We start from the raw sequence: 14,011 nt of genomic DNA, 5'->3' as shown, positions 1-14,011 counted from the left end.
TCCCGTCCGCCCGGCCCGGGCACGCCGCCTGCCGCTCACCACCTGACCGGCAGCCCCTCCGGCCCCCGGATGAGCATGCCCGTACGCCAGGTCAGCTCCGCCGGGTCCCCGTCCAGCGCCAGCTCCGGGCAGCGCTCCAGCAGCGACCTGATGGCCACCGCCGCTTCGATGCGGGCCAGCGGCGCACCCAGGCAGAAGTGGATGCCGTGACCGAAGGCCAGGTGCCCGCGGGCGTCCCGGGTGATGTCGAAACGGTCGGCGTCCGGGTAGCGGTCCGGGTCGCGGTTGGCGTCGGACATCGCGACCAGGACGAGCTCACCGCCGCCCGGGATCACCGTGCCGCCGATGTCGATCGCTTCGGTGGTGAAGCGGTACGTGGGCGTCTCGACCGGGCCCGCCCAGCGGAGCATCTCCTCCACCGCGTTGTCGATCAGACCGAAGTCGGCCCGGAGTGACGCCAGTTGGTCCGGGTGTGCGAGCAGGGCCAGTACCCCGTTGGAGATCAGGTTCACCGTGGTCTCGTGGCCGGCGACGAGCAGCAGCCAGGCCATGCCCATGAGTTCTCCGGCCGAGAGCCGGTCGCCCTCCTCGTCGGCCGTGTGGATCAGTGCGCTCATCAGGTCGTCGCCGGGCTGTTCCCGCTTGTCGTCGAGCAGTCCGGCGAGGAAGCCGGACATCTGGGCGGTCGCGTCGCGGCGTACCCCGGCGTCGAGGGAGGACACCACGGTGTTGGACCACTCACGGAAGACCTGGCGGTCCAGGAACGGCACACCGAGCAGTTCGCAGATGACGGACATGGGCAGCGGGAAGGACAGGGCCTCGACCAGGTCGGTTCTGCGGTCCGGGCGCGCCAGCATGGTGTCGAGCAGTTCGTCCGTCATCTGCTGGACGCGTGGGACGAGTTGCCTCATCCGGCGGGAGGTGAACTCGCGGGCCACCAGTTTGCGCAGCCGGGTGTGGGCGGGCGCGTCCGAGCTGAGCATGGAGATCCCCGAGGCGACCTGGCCGGCACCGAGGGAGGGCGAGGCATTGCGCCACTCCTTGGAGAACCGCTGGTCCGCGAGCGCGGCCCGGCCCTCCTCGTACCCGACGACGAGCCAGGCGAGGGATCCCTCCGGGATCCGGACCCGGTGCACGGGGCCGCGGGCCCGTAAGTCCGCGTACACGGGGAACGGATCGCGGGTGAACCGCTCGCCGAGCGCCCCGAGGTCGACTATGGCTTCGGTGGTCACGTGGGGCTCCTTCAGGACGAGGTGGCGCTCAGCACGGTGCCCTGGGCGACGGCGCAGAGTGTTTCGGTACCGTCCTGCCCCACGACGGACAGATCGCAACGTGCCACGGCCTGCCGGCGCCCGGTGTGGACGACCTCCGCGCGCGCGACGAGCGAGACGCCGGTGGCGGGGCGGAGGTACTGGATGGAGAAGCCACCGGTCAGCACCGCCGGGCCGAGCGTCGTGCCGGCGGCGAAGGTGAGGGCGTTGTCGGCGGCGTAGGCGAGCACCCCGCCGTGCAGGAATCCGTTCTGCTGCCGCAACTCCTCGCGGCTGTCGATCTCCAGCGTGGCCGCCCCGTCGCCGAACGCGGTGATCCGCGCACCGACGAGCGCGCTGAACGGCTGACTGTCGAGTACCTTCTGTGCCGTCGGCAGGTCGAGTCCGGTCATGACGGGTCCCTTCTGTCTCACCAACTGGGTGCATCTGTCCCGAAGGCTGTTCCGTGGCTGTTCCGTGGCTGTTCCGCGGCTCCGTGTCAGGACGGGCCGCTGTCGCCCTCGTCGTCGAGCAGGCCCGCGTCATGGACCAGCAGCGCGATCTGGACACGGTTGTTGAAGTCGAACTTGGCGAGGATGCGGGACACCTGGGTCTTCACGGTGGCCACGCTGAGATAGAGGGCGGCGGCGATCTCGGCGTTGGAACGGCCCTGCCCGACGGCGACCGCCACCTCACGCTCGCGGTCGGCCAGCAACGCGATGCGCTGCCGGGCCCGTTCGGCCCGGCCGGCCCGCTCCTCCTGGCCGAAGCCCGTGGCACGGGCCATCAACTGCCGGGTGACCGCGGGCGAGAGAACGGGGTCGCCGGCCGCCACCCGCCGTACGGAGTCGACGATCTGCGCGGGCGGGGTGTCCTTGAGGACGAAGCCGGCGGCTCCGGCACGAATGGCACGGAGCACCTGCTCGTCGGCGTGGAACGTCGTCAGGAGGACGACCTCGGGTGCGTCGGGGCGGCTGCGCAGCGCCTCCGTCGCGGTCAGCCCGTCCATGACGGGCATCCGGATGTCCATCAGGACCACGTCCGGCCGGAGCCGGTCCACGAGTTCGGCCGCCTCGCTGCCGTCGGCCCCCTCCCCCACGATGTCGATGTCCTCGGCGCCGCCCAGCATGAGGGTGAGCCCCGCCCGGACCAGCGGGTCGTCGTCGACGATCAGCAGCCGGACGGGACGGGGCGCGGAGGCGGGAGCCGGGGTGGTCATGAGGACCACGGTAGCCAGGCACGCACCCCGAACCCGCCGTCAGGTTCCGGTCCGTGGTCGAGACGGCCCCCGGCGAGGGTGGCCCGCTCGGTCAGACCGATGAGGCCCTGGCCGGATCCCGGTACCTGCTCGAACGGTTCGACGGGGGCCGGGTTGCTCACCTCGACGGTGATCCCCCGGCCGGGTCCGCCGGCGACCGTGACGGTGACCTCGGCGCCCGGCGCGTGCTTGCGGGCGTTGGTCAGGCCCTCCTGGGCGATGCGGTAGACGGTCCGGCCGGTGGCGGCGGGGGCTGCGGCCGGGTCGGCGATGCGGTTGTCGAGCGTGACCTTCGTGCCGGCCAGCCGGGACTCGGCGACGAGGGCGTCCAGGGTGGCGAGGGTGGGCTGCGGCCGGTCGCCTTCCCCGTCGCGAGGGCTGCGCAGGACGCCGATGATCTCGCGGAGGTCCTGGAGCGCCTCGTGGGCGCTGTCCCGGATGACCCCGGCGGCGCGGGCGACCTCGGCCGTGGGTGCGTCGGGGCGGAACTCCAGGGCGCCCGCGTGGACGCTGAGCAGGGTCAGCCGGTGGGCGAGGACGTCGTGCATCTCGCGGGCGATGTCCTCACGGGCCAGCCGCTGTGCCCGCTCGGCCCGCAGGCCGGCCTCGGACTCGGCCCGCCTCGCGCGCTCGCGCAGGGTGACGACCAGCTGGCGCCGGGACCGTACGACCATGCCCCAGCTGAGCACGAGCAGGACCAGCAGTACCCCGATGATGGTGGACGCGACGTACGAGGTGGACGGGTCCGGGCGCAGATACGGCTGTACGGGGGCGACCAGCAGGGCTCCCGCGCCGATGAAGGCCACGGGGCGGAACGGCCGGTGCACGGCCACGCTGAACAGCGCCACCAGCCAGGCCCCCGCCGCGACCGGTTCGACGACGGACAGGAGTGTCAGCGCGACCGCGAGGCCGACCGGCCAGCGACGCCGGACCCACAGCGCGCAGCAGGCCGCGGCGCCGACGAGCGAGTCGATGAGGACGAAGACGTCGGGGGTGGTCTCGTCGGCCTCGACCGCGGCGACGGCCGCCAGGCCGATCCCCGCCGCACACAGGAACGCCGTGATGTCGACGACCCAGTCCCGCACGGTACGGCGCGTCCGGCTGCCCCGGTCGCCCGGCAGTTCGGGGTCGGCCATCGCCGAGGGCAGCAGCCAGGGGTATTCGGTGCGCGTCATATCGACAAAGCTACGCAGCCGGGGCGGGGCTTCCGGGCGTTCCGGGCCGCGGAGCGACCAAAGTCGTGGAAGGCGAGACTTTCGGACCGGCGGCGCAGACCACCGGCCGACGCGGGGCCCGTACGCGGCCCGCCAGGCTCGTCCCCATGAAGAAGCTCTGCGAGACGGTCGGCTTCCTGGTCTTCGTCCAGGGTGCGGCCGGGCTGCTCCACGAATGGTTCGACTGGTTCAGGTTCTTCAGCGTGGTGCGGCGGCTGCCGTTCTTCGGTGACCACTCGCTGTTCGTCTGCATCGTGCTGGTGGTGGCGGGGGTCGCCGTCATGATCGCGTCGGATTCGGTCAAGGAGTGACCCGGCGGAGGTCATGGGGTGACGGGGTCCGCGCTGCGGCGCCCCCACGCCGTTCCGGCCAGCACGAGCACCGCGCCCGCGATCCCGAGGACGCCGAGGCGTTCGCCGCCGATCGCGATGCCGACGGCGGCGGCCCAGAGCGGTTCCGTACCGAGCAGCAGGCTGACCCGGGACGGTGAGGTGCGGCGTACGGACCACATCTGCACGAAGAACGCGAAGAGCGTGCAGAAGACCGAGAGGAACAGCAGTCCGCCCCATTCCCGGGCGCCGAACCCGGCCGCGACCGACCAGGGTGACTCCCCCGTGCCGGGGGCGGCGGCCAGCAGGGCGAAGACGGCGACCGCGCTGCCGAGCTGGACCGTCGTGAGGGACAGCGAGTCCGCCGACCGGACGGACTTGATGCGCGCCATCAGGAGCACGTGGAGGGTACGGGCGAGCGCGGCGACGAGCATCAGCAGGTCGCCCGCCGAGGGGCTGGTGAATCCGCCGCCCTGGGTCAGGAGGACCACTCCGGCGACGGAGAGCCCGGCGGCCGCCAGGAAGGCCCCGGTCGGCCGGTTCCGCGTCACGGCGGCCTCGGCGAGCGGGGTGAAGATCATGGTGAGGCTGATGATGAGCCCGGCGTTGGTCGCCGAGGTGTGCACGATGCCGTACGTCTCCACGAGGAAGATCCCGCTGAGTACGAGGCCCAGCAGCCCCGCACCCCGCCACTGGGCGGCGGTCAGCGCCCGCAGCCGGGACCATCCGGCGATCACCAGGACGGGCAGCACGACGGCGAACCGCAGCACGAGGACGGCGATGACGGTCTGCGTCGTGGTGATGCCCTTGGCGGCCAGATAGCTGGAGCCCCACACCACGGCGACGAGCAGGACAGGCAGATCGGTCAGCCACGCACGGCGCGGCGGGGCGAGGACGGGCACGGTGACGGAGGACACCCGGATCTCCTGGTTCTCCACAGGGCAGATGTGGAGACCTCACTGGCTCGCACGCGGAACGATCACGCTACCCGGCGCCCTCCTTCGATGGCGAGTCCCCTGACCGCTCCGATCGCTCAGGTGCCGTCCGGGACCGAGCCGAAGGCGGCCCGTCCCGCGGGCCGGTAGGTCTGGATCGTGATCCCGTTGGGCGTCGTCCGGGAGCCGGTCAGTCCGAAGGCCGTCGGCAGTCCGCCGTCCGGGAACAGCCGCCGCCCGCGGCCGAGCACGACGGGGAACACCAGCAGGTTGTACGCGTCGATCAGGTCGTGCGCCATCAGGGACCGGGCGAGCAGGCCGCTGCCGTGGATCTGCAGCTCACCGCCTTCCGTACGGTCCTTGATCCGGGCGATCTCCTCGGCGACACCGGCGGAGATCACCGTGCTGTTCTGCCAGTCCGCCTTTTCCAGCGTGGTCGAGACGACGTACTTGGGCAGGGCGTTGAGGCGGGAGGCGATCGGGTCCCCGGGGTCGGTGACGCCCGGCCAGTACGCCGCGAAGATGTCGTACGTGTGCCGGCCCAGCACGAACGCCGCCGCACGGTCGAACACCTCGGTCATGAACGCTCCCATGCCCTCGTCCAGGAACGGCGCGACCCAGCCGCCGTACGTGAACCCGTCACTCGTGTCCTCCTCGGGGCCGCCGGGCGCCTGCATGACGCCGTCGAGGGTGAGAAAGGTGGTCAGCGTCAGCTGTGCCATGGTCCTGCTCCTTCGGGAACATCCGCCGATCGTGCTTCCACCTGTTCCGACCTCGCCGGCGGCCGGAACTCATCGGTGGCCGCCACCGCCGTACCGGAGTGGGCGTCCGTTTCCCGCCGGTATCCGGTCCGCGAAAAGACTTTGCTGGTTCCTGTCAGCACGACCGGCAAGGGACAGGAACCCTCATGAACAGCAACGTCAGCACGAACCGCACCGCGCTCGTCACCGGCGGCAGCCGCGGCATCGGCGCCGCGACCGCCCTGCGGCTCGCCCAGGACGGCGCCGATGTGGCGCTGACCTACGTACAGGACGAGGTGGCCGCCCACGAGGTCGTACGGAAGATCGAGGCGGTCGGCCGTCGCGCCGTCGCCCTGCGTGCGGACTCGGCCGACCCGGAGGCCGTCCCCGGGGCGGTGCACCGGGCTGCGGAGACCTTCGGGCGGCTCGACATCCTCGTCAACAACGCGGGCATCGGCGTCCTCGGCCCGATCGACGGCATCACCGACGCCGATGTCGACCGGGTTCTCGCGGTCAACGTCCGGGCGGTCTTCCTGGCCTGCCGGGCGGCGGCCGGTGTCATGGAGCGGGGCGGCCGCATCATCTCGGTCGGTACGGCCCTGAGCCGGTACGCGGGCGGCCCCGGCTCCACGCTCTACGCGATGAGCAAGTCGGCACTGTCCGGACTGACCAAGCCGCTCGCCCGCGAGCTCGGCCCGCGCGGCATCACGGTCAACCTGGTCCAGGCAGGCGCGGTCGACACCGACATGAACCCCGCCGACGGCCCGTTCGCCGCCGGGCAGCGGGCCGCCAACGCACTGGACCGGTTCGGGACGACCGGTGAAGTGGCCGCGATGGTCGCCTACTTGGCCAGTGACGAGGCGGCGTTCGTCACCGGTGCGGAAATGGTCGTGGACGGTGGCCACGCGGCCTGAGCGTGGCAGGGTGGGGGAACTGATCCCGCCCTGAGGAGGCCCTCGTGTCCGTGCCGGGTGAGAAGGACGACCGTCCGCTGTACGAGCGGTTCGGACTCCGTATCGCCCGGCGCGGTTACGACCGCGACCAGGTCGAGGCCTACCTCACCCGGCTCCTCGCCGGCGCCCCGCCGGCCGGGGTCGTGGCCTTCGACCTGGCCCGGCGCGGCTATGAGCGCGGCCGGGTCGACGAGGTCATCAACCGGCTCCACCGCGAGGCGGGGCCGGGCGGACCGTCGTAGAACCTGGGGTCTTTCGTCCGGATCATGCCGGGCTCGCGGGGTCCGGCCTGATCCGGCCTGATCCAGACGAAAGACCCTAAGGGCTGTCCCGCAATTCCTGGTGGATCAGCGCGCGGCGTCAGATGCGGTGCATCGCAAGGCGGAGAGGCGCCCGCATACTGGATGTATTCGGGCGTTTCGACAACGCGGCGAGGTGCCGTAGCTGGCGTCGCGCGCCCGCCAGGAATTGCGGGACAGCCCTTAGGCTGGCGGGGCAGTGATCCGTACAGAAGGGACGACCATGCCCGCGACCCCGGCGCACACCCTCAACGACGGCCGCGCGATCCCCGCGGTCGGACTCGGTACCTGGCCGCTGGACGACGACGCGGCCGAGGAAGCGGTCGCCGGGGCGCTGGAGCGTGGCTACCGGCTCGTGGACACCGCGCTGAACTACGGCAACGAGACCGGCACGGGGCGCGGCATCGCCCGCAGCGGCGTACCGCGCGAGGACGTCTTCGTCACCACCAAGGTGCCGGGCCGCCACCAGGGGTACGAGAAGACCCTCGCCTCGTTCGAGGAGTCCCGTCGCAACCTCGGCCTCGACTACGTGGACCTGTACCTCATCCACTGGCCGCTGCCGCGTGTCGATCTGTACGCCGACACGTGGCGGGCGCTGATCCGGCTGCGCGAGGACGGGCTCGTGCGGTCGATCGGGGTCTCCAACTTCACCGCGGAGCATCTGGCACGGCTGGAGGAGGAGACGGGCGTACTGCCCGCCGTCAACCAGATCGAGATGCATCCGCGGCTGCCGCAGGAGGAGCTGCGGGCCCTGCACGCCGCCAAGGGCATCGTCACGGAGAGCTGGAGCCCGCTGGGCCGCGGCCATGACCTGCTGGCCGACCCGGCGGTCACCGCCGCAGCCGGGGCGCACGGTGTGACGCCCGGCCAGGTGGTGCTGCGCTGGCACACCCAGCTGGGCGCCGTGCCGATCCCGAAGTCCGCCGATCCGGGCCGGCAGCGGGAGAACCTCGATCTGTTCGGGTTCGAGCTGACGCCCGACGAGCTGGCGCGTATCGCGGCCGGCCCGCAGGAGCGGTTCGGCGGGGACCCCGAGGTGCACGAGGAGTTCTGAGCCGGGGCGGCGCACCGCCCGTTCGCCCTACGACCGCGGCTGTACCTCCGCCATGCGGGACCAGCCCTCGCCCGGCACCTCGACGTTGATGATCTCGGGCACCTCCGCCACCAGGTCCGCCATCGTGTCCATCGCCGCGGCGAAGTGCGCCGACTGCACGTGGGCCGCGCCGGCTTCGGCGGACGCGAACGCCTCAAGCAGCACGAACTGGTCCGGGTTCTCGACGCTGTAGGACCAGTCGAAGAACACGTTGCCGGGCTCCTGCCGGGTGGCGAGGGTGAAGTCCTCGACGGCCGGCAGCCAGTTGTCGCGCTCGGCGGTGCGCACGGTGAACTTGACGGCGATGAAGATCATGGCGACTCCTGTGGGGATGCGCGGGAACCAGGACAGGCTCCCGCATCCCTACGGTATCGCCCGAATACGGACAGTCCTCGGCCGGGCCGGTTCAGCCGCCCAGTTCGACGTGGCGGGCCGTCAGCCGTGCGGCACCCGGCCCGGTCAGCGAGCCGAAGAGGCGCAGCCGCGAGATGCCGCCGTCCGGGTAGATGTCGATGCGGACCTCGGCGGCCCGAACGGCCTCCGGCAGCACGAAGCGGTGGTTGGTGTCGGGCTGCAGGCGGGTCCTGGGCAGCACTTCGGTCCAGTCGCCGCCCGTGAGCCGGGCCGAAAGGCGCGCCCAGCCGGCCGAGTTGCCCTTCAGGTACGCGGTGTCGATCTCGACGGCACGGATCTCCGCCTCCTCGACGAGGTGGTAATGGATCCAGTCGTTGCCCCGGTCGCGCCGGCGCCGGGTCTCCCAGCCGTCGTCCATCTTGCGCGAGCGGCCGGGCTGGATGGTGTTCGTCGCCGGGGAGTAGAAGCGGTCGGACGCGTCCTCGACCCGGCCGCCGTTCTCCAGCGCGACGAGGTCGAAGGTGCCGAGCGCCGTCAGCCAGGCCGGGTCCGGGGCGACTTCTCCGTACACCCGGAGCCTGGCTATGCCCCCGTCCGGGTGCTGGTTGACCCGCAGGTGGGTGAAGCGCTGCGCCGCTTCGACGGCGAACCCGTTGGCCGCGTGGCCACCGACTGCCGTACGGGGGACGAGCGTCGTCCACTTCACGTCCGGGGCGAGGAGGTCCTCGGGGGACGGCGAGCCCGGCAGCGAGACGCCTTCCACGGAGACCGCCTGCGGGTAGTTGCCGCGGAAGTGAGCGGTGTCGACGACGATGCCGCGCACGACACCGGGCGCGCCGAGGCGGACCAGCGCCCAGTCGTGGTCCTCGTCCACCGGGTGCGGCTGTGCGGCACTCACGCCACGGCGACGGCGGGTCTCCCAGCCGTCCATGATCTTGCCCTTGTGCCCGAAGCGCTCGGGGTCGAAGTGGGCGGGCTCCGGCTTCAGCAGGTTCTCGCGTTCCGCGAAGAACTCGTCGTTGGCGGCGATCACACCCGCGCCGAGCCGCCGGTCGGCGAGGTCGACGAGGTGGGTGAAGGGGAAATCGGCGGTGCGGTAGTCGGCGTACGGGTCGCCGCCGCCGTAGGGGTTCGCGTCACCGGTGAAGTGCGTGGTCGCCGTCATGGTCAGTGCTTCCTTGTCTGGAGGCGGCCGGTGGGCTCGGCGAGGGTGCCTTCGGTGGCGATGCGTACGCCGCGCAGCCAGGTCGAGCGCACGACGCCGTGCAGGGTCCGGCCGGCGTATGCGGTGACCTGGTTGCGGTGGAAGAGTTCGGCCGGGTCGACGGTGAAGGTGGCGTCGGGCGCGAGGACCGCGAAGTCGGCGTCGCGTCCGGCCTCGATCGCGCCCTTGGCGGTCAGTCCGGCCAGTTCGGCGGGGGCGGCCGACATCCAGCGGGCGACGTCGTCGAGGCTGTGGCCACGCCTGCGGGCCTCGGTCCAGATGGCGGGCAGGCCGAGCTGGAGGGAGGAGATGCCGCCCCAGGCCGAGGCGAAGTCCGGCGTCTTGAGGTCCGTGGTGCAGGGCGAGTGGTCGGAGACGATGCAGTCGATGGTGCCGTCGGCGAGTCCCTGCCACAGCGCGTCCTGGTTGGCGGCCTCACGGATGGGCGGGCAGCATTTGAACTCGGTGGCCCCGTCCGGGACTTCCTCGGCGGTGAGGGTGAGGAAGTGCGGGCAGGACTCGACGGTGACGCGGACACCCTCGCGCTTGGCGGCGGCGATCAGCGGCAGTGCGTCACTGGAGGAGAGGTGCAGGATGTGGATGCGTGCGTTCAGCCGCTTCGCGTGGGCGATGAGGCCCTCGATCGCGGTGTTCTCGGCGTCGCGCGGCCGGGAGGCGAGGAAGTCGGCGTACGCCGGGCCGCTGCGCTGCGGCGCGGACGCCAGGTGGTGCGGGTCCTCGGCGTGCACGATCAGGAGGCCGCCGAAGCCCGCGATCTCGGCCATCGACCGGGCCAGCTGCTCCTGGTCGAGCTCGGGGAACTCCTCGACGCCGGAGGGCGAGAGGAAGCACTTGAAGCCGAAGACCCCGGCCTCGTACAACGGGCGCAGGTCCTTGACGTTGGAGGGGATGGCGCCGCCCCAGAAGCCGGTGTCGACGTGCACCTTGGGGGCCGCCACCTGCTGCTTGACGCGCAGGTGCTCGACGGTGGTGGTCGGCGGGAGGGAGTTGAGCGGCATGTCGAGCAGTGTGGTGATCCCGCCGGCCGCGGCGGCGCGGGTGGCGGTGTAGAACCCCTCCCACTCGGTTCGGCCGGGATCGTTCACATGGACGTGCGTGTCCACGAGTCCGGGCAGCAGGACGTCGTCGCCGAAGTCCTCCACCCGGGCCCCCTCCGGCACCTCGGCGTCGTACGGCAGGACGGCGTCGATCGTCGCGCCGGTGACATGGACCGCGGCGGGCCGGGTGCCCCCGGGGGTGACGACGCGCGTCGAGCGCAGAACCAGCTTCACGTCCGTACCGGACACCCGTGCTCCCCACTTCATGAATTCAACGAACTGTTGAAGGAGTCTTCACTCGGGAGTGTCACCCGTCAAGACCCCATCCTCCCCTCGGACCGCCCAGCCGACCATGTGCGGCTCGGACTGGAGATTTCCACAAAGTAAAAGTCATATTTCGTAGTGCGGAATGTAGAATGGGCCATACGTGGCACCGCACGGACCGTCGGGCCGGCCCCGGACACCGGGACAAACGAGCCCTGACCGGCCAGGACGGTGCCCCTGCGACAGTGGGCCGATCGGGAAGTGCCCGGTAGGCTGCTGCCTTGCTCTTCCGCTTCGAAAGGACCGTTGACGTGCCGCCGTCCCACGCCAGCACTTCCGACTCCAAGTCCGCCGGTTCCAGCGGTGGTGTGCAGTCCCTTGAGCGCGCCTTCGATCTGCTGGAGCGGATGGCCGACGCGGGGGGCGAGGTCGGCCTGAGCGAGCTCTCCGCGAGCAGCGGGCTTCCGCTGCCCACCATTCACCGGCTGATGCGCACGCTCGTCGTGTGCGGTTACGTACGCCAGCAGCCCAACCGGCGCTATGCGCTCGGCCCGCGGCTGATCCGGCTCGGGGAGTCCGCCTCGCGGCTGCTCGGCACCTGGGCCCGCCCGTACCTGGCCCGGCTGGTCGAGGAGACCGGCGAGACGGCCAACATGGCCCTGCTCGACGGCGACGAGATCGTGTACGTGGCCCAGGTGCCGTCCAAGCACTCCATGCGCATGTTCACCGAGGTGGGCCGCCGGGTGCTGCCGCACTCCACCGGAGTGGGCAAGGCGCTGCTGGCGCACACCCCGCCGGACGAGGTGCGGGCCCTGCTCGCACGGACCGGGATGCCGGCCGCCACCGAGAAGACGATCACCACCCCGGACGGCTTCCTGGACGCCCTGGAGCAGGTCCGCCGGGTGGGCTACGCGGTGGACGACAACGAGCAGGAGATAGGGGTCCGCTGCCTGGCGGTCCCGGTCCCCAACTCCCCCACCTCCGCGGCGATCTCGATCTCCGGGCCGGCGGGCCGGGTGACCGAGGCGGCGACCGAGCGCATTGTGCCGATCCTCCAGCAGGCCGCGAAGGAACTGTCCGAGGCGCTGGCCAGCAGCGGGTCGGCCGGCTGAGACGTGAGGAGGGGCGGCCGGAGCCTGCGGGCTCCGGCCGCCCCTTCGCGGTATCCGCCCCCGGGGCACTCAGGTCAGGGCCGGGGCGGTCAGCCTGCCGTCCTGCATGGTGACGGTGAGGTCCGTCCGCTCCAGATGGGTCCGGTCGTGCGTGACCATGACGGTCGCCGTGGACCGCTGCCGGGTCAGCGAGACGAGCAGATCGAGCACCGCCGCTCCCCGTTCGTGGTCCAGCGCGCTGGTCGGTTCGTCGACGAGCAGGACCGCCGGGTCGTTCATCAGGGCCCGCGCGATGTTGATCCGCTGGCGCTGCCCGCCCGAGAGCTGGTGCGGCCTGCGGTCCGCCTTGTCGGCGAGACCGACCGCGTCCAGGAGCTCCAGGGCGCGGGCCCGGGCGGTCCGCGCCGCGCGGCCCGACAGGTGGGTCATGACCTGGAGCTGTTCGGCGGCGGTCAGCGACGGCAGCAGATTGGGCTGCTGGAAGACGATGCCGATCCGTTCGCGACGCAGCGCCGCCTTGTCCGCGCGGCCGAGTCCGGCCGTGTCCGTACCGGCGACGACGACGGCGCCCTCGTCCGGCGTGACCAGGGTGGCCGCCACGGCGAGCAGACTCGACTTGCCGGAGCCCGAGGGGCCGACGACGGCGGTGAGGGTGCCCGCCGGCACGTCGAGCGTGACACGGTCCAGGGCGGTGAGCCGGCCGTCGCCGTCCGGGTAGGTGAGCGTGACGTCGGTGAGTGTGAGGGTCATCGGGCACTCCGGGGCGCTGAGCGGCGGCATCGGGAACCGCGGGGCGGGCTGAGGGGCGGCATCGTGGTCATCGGGCACTCCCCAGTGCGGTGAGCGGGTCGACGGCGGTGATCCGCCGGATGGACAGGGCCGCACCGACCGCGCCGAGGGCGATCATGACGGCGGCCGGGAACAGGACGGTCGACGCCTCCAGGACGAAGGGCACGGCCCCGCCGCTGACCAGCGCACCGATGCCGGAGGCGAGCGCGGTGCCCACTCCCGTACCGATCGCGAGCATCACCACGGCCTGCCCGAGTGCGTCCCTCAGCAGATACGGCGTGGAGGCACCCAGTGCCTTGAGAACGGCGACATCGCCGCTGCGCTGGATCGTCCAGACGGTGAAGAAGGCACCGATGACCAGGGCGGAGATGGCGAAGAGGAAGCCGCGCATCAGCTGGAGCGAGCCGTTCTCGGCCTGGTAGGAGCCGATCGCTGTGAGGGAACCGTCGAGCGTGAGCGTGCTGGTGCCCGCCGCACGGTCACCGGCGGCCAGGTCGGCCCCGTCGGTGGTGGTCAGCGCGATCACCGTGGCGTGCTCCGCGCCGCCCTCGCCATCGGCCCCGAACCGCTGCCAGTCCGCGAGCGACGTCCACACGACCGGCGTATGGCTGTACGAGGCGTCACCGGCGACCGCCGCGACGGTGACCTCGTCGCCGCCGATCCTCAGCCGGTCACCGGCGCCGGCCGCCAGGTCCTCGGCGGCCTGCTCGGAGAGCACGACCTCGCCCGGTCCGACCGGGGCGCCCCGGGGTGCCAGCCCGCTCCCCGGCTCGACACCGAACGCCGACACGGCCGCCGCCCGCTCCCCCGCCACCGCGGCGGCGTTCAGCGTGCGGATGCCGAGGGGCTGCGCCGCGGTGATCCCGGGCTGCTTCTCCCAGCTCCGCCAGGCGGTCTCCCGGACGGTCGAACTGGTGAAGGACACCGACTGGCCGTCGGGCGGGGCGGCGAACGCGATGTGGTCGGCGTTCAGCCCCGTGACGGCCGAGGTGTTCTCCCGGGCCAGCCCGGCGGTGAGGCCGGACAGCAGACCCACGAGCAGCGTGATCAGGACCACGACCGTGCCCATGAGCGCGAACCGGCCCTTGGCGAACCGAAGATCTCTCCATGCGACGAACATGACTCCAGCCTGGGATTTCCCGGCCGCGGAAACATCGCC

At 71.8% G+C, this 14,011-nt stretch carries 16 protein-coding genes; 5 read left to right on the top strand and 11 right to left on the bottom strand.

Going from position 1 to position 14,011, the window contains the following annotated elements; genetic code table 11:
- Nucleotides 1–35: 35 nt before the first annotated feature.
- The 4 genes from OG446_RS31295 to OG446_RS31280 all read right to left on the bottom strand — a co-directional run bounded on the left by OG446_RS31295 (nt 36) and on the right by OG446_RS31280 (nt 3,683).
- A complete protein-coding gene (locus OG446_RS31295; RefSeq protein WP_328897157.1) occupies nt 36–1,232 on the bottom strand; it encodes a cytochrome P450 family protein in 1,197 nt (398 codons plus the stop codon).
- 11 nt (nt 1,233–1,243) lie between these two features.
- Nucleotides 1,244–1,663 carry a PaaI family thioesterase gene (locus OG446_RS31290; RefSeq protein WP_328897156.1) on the bottom strand — a complete coding sequence of 140 codons (420 nt, stop codon included), beginning with the start codon at nt 1,661–1,663 and terminating at the stop codon, nt 1,244–1,246.
- An 86-nt stretch (nt 1,664–1,749) separates the two neighbouring features.
- Nucleotides 1,750–2,469 (bottom strand): response regulator transcription factor, encoded by a 720-nt coding sequence (locus tag OG446_RS31285; RefSeq protein ID WP_328897155.1) that lies wholly within the window; start codon nt 2,467–2,469, stop codon nt 1,750–1,752.
- Nucleotides 2,466–3,683 (bottom strand): sensor histidine kinase, encoded by a 1,218-nt coding sequence (locus OG446_RS31280; protein WP_328897154.1) that lies wholly within the window; start codon nt 3,681–3,683, stop codon nt 2,466–2,468. Before OG446_RS31280 ends, OG446_RS31285 begins: the two co-directional genes overlap by 4 nt.
- Nucleotides 3,684–3,829: 146 nt before the next feature.
- Here OG446_RS31280 and OG446_RS31275 point away from each other — a divergent pair, with 146 nt between their 5' ends.
- Nucleotides 3,830–4,033 (top strand): hypothetical protein, encoded by a 204-nt coding sequence (locus OG446_RS31275; RefSeq protein WP_328897153.1) that lies wholly within the window; start codon nt 3,830–3,832, stop codon nt 4,031–4,033.
- A gap of 11 nt (nt 4,034–4,044) precedes the next feature.
- Here OG446_RS31275 and OG446_RS31270 read toward each other — a convergent pair whose 3' ends face one another.
- Both OG446_RS31270 and OG446_RS31265 read right to left on the bottom strand, forming a co-directional pair.
- Complete coding sequence (locus tag OG446_RS31270; protein WP_328897152.1) at nt 4,045–4,968, bottom strand: DMT family transporter; 924 nt, start codon at nt 4,966–4,968, stop codon at nt 4,045–4,047.
- 116 nt (nt 4,969–5,084) lie between these two features.
- Nucleotides 5,085–5,708 carry a dihydrofolate reductase family protein gene (locus OG446_RS31265; RefSeq protein ID WP_328897151.1) on the bottom strand — a complete coding sequence of 208 codons (624 nt, stop codon included), beginning with the start codon at nt 5,706–5,708 and terminating at the stop codon, nt 5,085–5,087.
- A gap of 185 nt (nt 5,709–5,893) precedes the next feature.
- Between OG446_RS31265 and OG446_RS31260 the strand changes: the two genes are divergently transcribed.
- The 3 genes from OG446_RS31260 to OG446_RS31250 all read left to right on the top strand — a co-directional run bounded on the left by OG446_RS31260 (nt 5,894) and on the right by OG446_RS31250 (nt 8,032).
- Nucleotides 5,894–6,640 carry an SDR family NAD(P)-dependent oxidoreductase gene (locus OG446_RS31260; RefSeq protein WP_328897150.1) on the top strand — a complete coding sequence of 249 codons (747 nt, stop codon included), beginning with the start codon at nt 5,894–5,896 and terminating at the stop codon, nt 6,638–6,640.
- A gap of 44 nt (nt 6,641–6,684) precedes the next feature.
- Nucleotides 6,685–6,921 carry a hypothetical protein gene (locus OG446_RS31255; protein ID WP_328897149.1) on the top strand — a complete coding sequence of 79 codons (237 nt, stop codon included), beginning with the start codon at nt 6,685–6,687 and terminating at the stop codon, nt 6,919–6,921.
- 280 nt (nt 6,922–7,201) lie between these two features.
- Entirely contained in the window at nt 7,202–8,032 is an 831-nt protein-coding gene (locus OG446_RS31250; protein WP_328897148.1) for an aldo/keto reductase, read from the top strand.
- Nucleotides 8,033–8,059: 27 nt separating this feature from the next.
- On the opposite strand, the gene OG446_RS31245 is transcribed toward OG446_RS31250, so the two are convergent.
- The 3 genes from OG446_RS31245 to allB all read right to left on the bottom strand — a co-directional run bounded on the left by OG446_RS31245 (nt 8,060) and on the right by allB (nt 10,936).
- On the bottom strand, nt 8,060–8,386 hold the full coding sequence (locus tag OG446_RS31245) for a putative quinol monooxygenase (protein WP_328897147.1): 327 nt from the start codon (nt 8,384–8,386) through the stop codon (nt 8,060–8,062).
- Nucleotides 8,387–8,477: 91 nt separating this feature from the next.
- Nucleotides 8,478–9,590 (bottom strand): allantoicase, encoded by a 1,113-nt coding sequence (gene alc / locus OG446_RS31240; protein ID WP_328897146.1) that lies wholly within the window; start codon nt 9,588–9,590, stop codon nt 8,478–8,480.
- A 2-nt stretch (nt 9,591–9,592) separates the two neighbouring features.
- Nucleotides 9,593–10,936, bottom strand: coding sequence for an allantoinase AllB (gene allB, locus OG446_RS31235; RefSeq protein ID WP_328898471.1), 1,344 nt, complete (start codon nt 10,934–10,936; stop codon nt 9,593–9,595).
- Between the two features lie 326 nt (nt 10,937–11,262).
- Here allB and OG446_RS31230 point away from each other — a divergent pair, with 326 nt between their 5' ends.
- On the top strand, nt 11,263–12,063 hold the full coding sequence (locus tag OG446_RS31230) for an IclR family transcriptional regulator (protein ID WP_328897145.1): 801 nt from the start codon (nt 11,263–11,265) through the stop codon (nt 12,061–12,063).
- A gap of 69 nt (nt 12,064–12,132) precedes the next feature.
- On the opposite strand, the gene OG446_RS31225 is transcribed toward OG446_RS31230, so the two are convergent.
- On the bottom strand, nt 12,133–12,813 hold the full coding sequence (locus OG446_RS31225; RefSeq protein WP_328897144.1) for an ABC transporter ATP-binding protein: 681 nt from the start codon (nt 12,811–12,813) through the stop codon (nt 12,133–12,135).
- 67 nt (nt 12,814–12,880) lie between these two features.
- Nucleotides 12,881–13,972 carry an ABC transporter permease gene (locus OG446_RS31220; RefSeq protein WP_328897143.1) on the bottom strand — a complete coding sequence of 364 codons (1,092 nt, stop codon included), beginning with the start codon at nt 13,970–13,972 and terminating at the stop codon, nt 12,881–12,883.
- Nucleotides 13,973–14,011: the final 39 nt, after the last annotated feature.

The sequence above is a fragment of the Streptomyces sp. NBC_00236 genome, from assembly GCF_036195045.1.
In the GTDB taxonomy this organism is placed as follows: Bacteria; Actinomycetota; Actinomycetes; order Streptomycetales; family Streptomycetaceae; genus Streptomyces.
The sequence above is the reverse complement of the archived record's forward strand: the minus strand, read 5'-3'. Positions and strand labels throughout refer to the sequence as shown.

Excerpts from the sequence above, each read along its gene's own strand:
- OG446_RS31290 (WP_328897156.1), bottom strand. The coding sequence starts at position 1,663 with ATGACCGGACTCGACCTGCCGACGGCACAGAAGGTACTCGACAGTCAG.
- OG446_RS31285 (WP_328897155.1), bottom strand. The coding sequence starts at position 2,469 with ATGACCACCCCGGCTCCCGCCTCCGCGCCCCGTCCCGTCCGGCTGCTG.
- OG446_RS31280 (WP_328897154.1), bottom strand. The coding sequence starts at position 3,683 with ATGACGCGCACCGAATACCCCTGGCTGCTGCCCTCGGCGATGGCCGAC.
- OG446_RS31275 (WP_328897153.1), top strand. The coding sequence starts at position 3,830 with ATGAAGAAGCTCTGCGAGACGGTCGGCTTCCTGGTCTTCGTCCAGGGT.
- OG446_RS31265 (WP_328897151.1), bottom strand. The coding sequence starts at position 5,708 with ATGGCACAGCTGACGCTGACCACCTTTCTCACCCTCGACGGCGTCATG.
- OG446_RS31260 (WP_328897150.1), top strand. The coding sequence starts at position 5,894 with ATGAACAGCAACGTCAGCACGAACCGCACCGCGCTCGTCACCGGCGGC.
- OG446_RS31250 (WP_328897148.1), top strand. The coding sequence starts at position 7,202 with ATGCCCGCGACCCCGGCGCACACCCTCAACGACGGCCGCGCGATCCCC.
- OG446_RS31245 (WP_328897147.1), bottom strand. The coding sequence starts at position 8,386 with ATGATCTTCATCGCCGTCAAGTTCACCGTGCGCACCGCCGAGCGCGAC.
- alc (WP_328897146.1), bottom strand. The coding sequence starts at position 9,590 with ATGACGGCGACCACGCACTTCACCGGTGACGCGAACCCCTACGGCGGC.
- OG446_RS31225 (WP_328897144.1), bottom strand. The coding sequence starts at position 12,813 with ATGACCCTCACACTCACCGACGTCACGCTCACCTACCCGGACGGCGAC.
- OG446_RS31220 (WP_328897143.1), bottom strand. The coding sequence starts at position 13,972 with ATGTTCGTCGCATGGAGAGATCTTCGGTTCGCCAAGGGCCGGTTCGCG.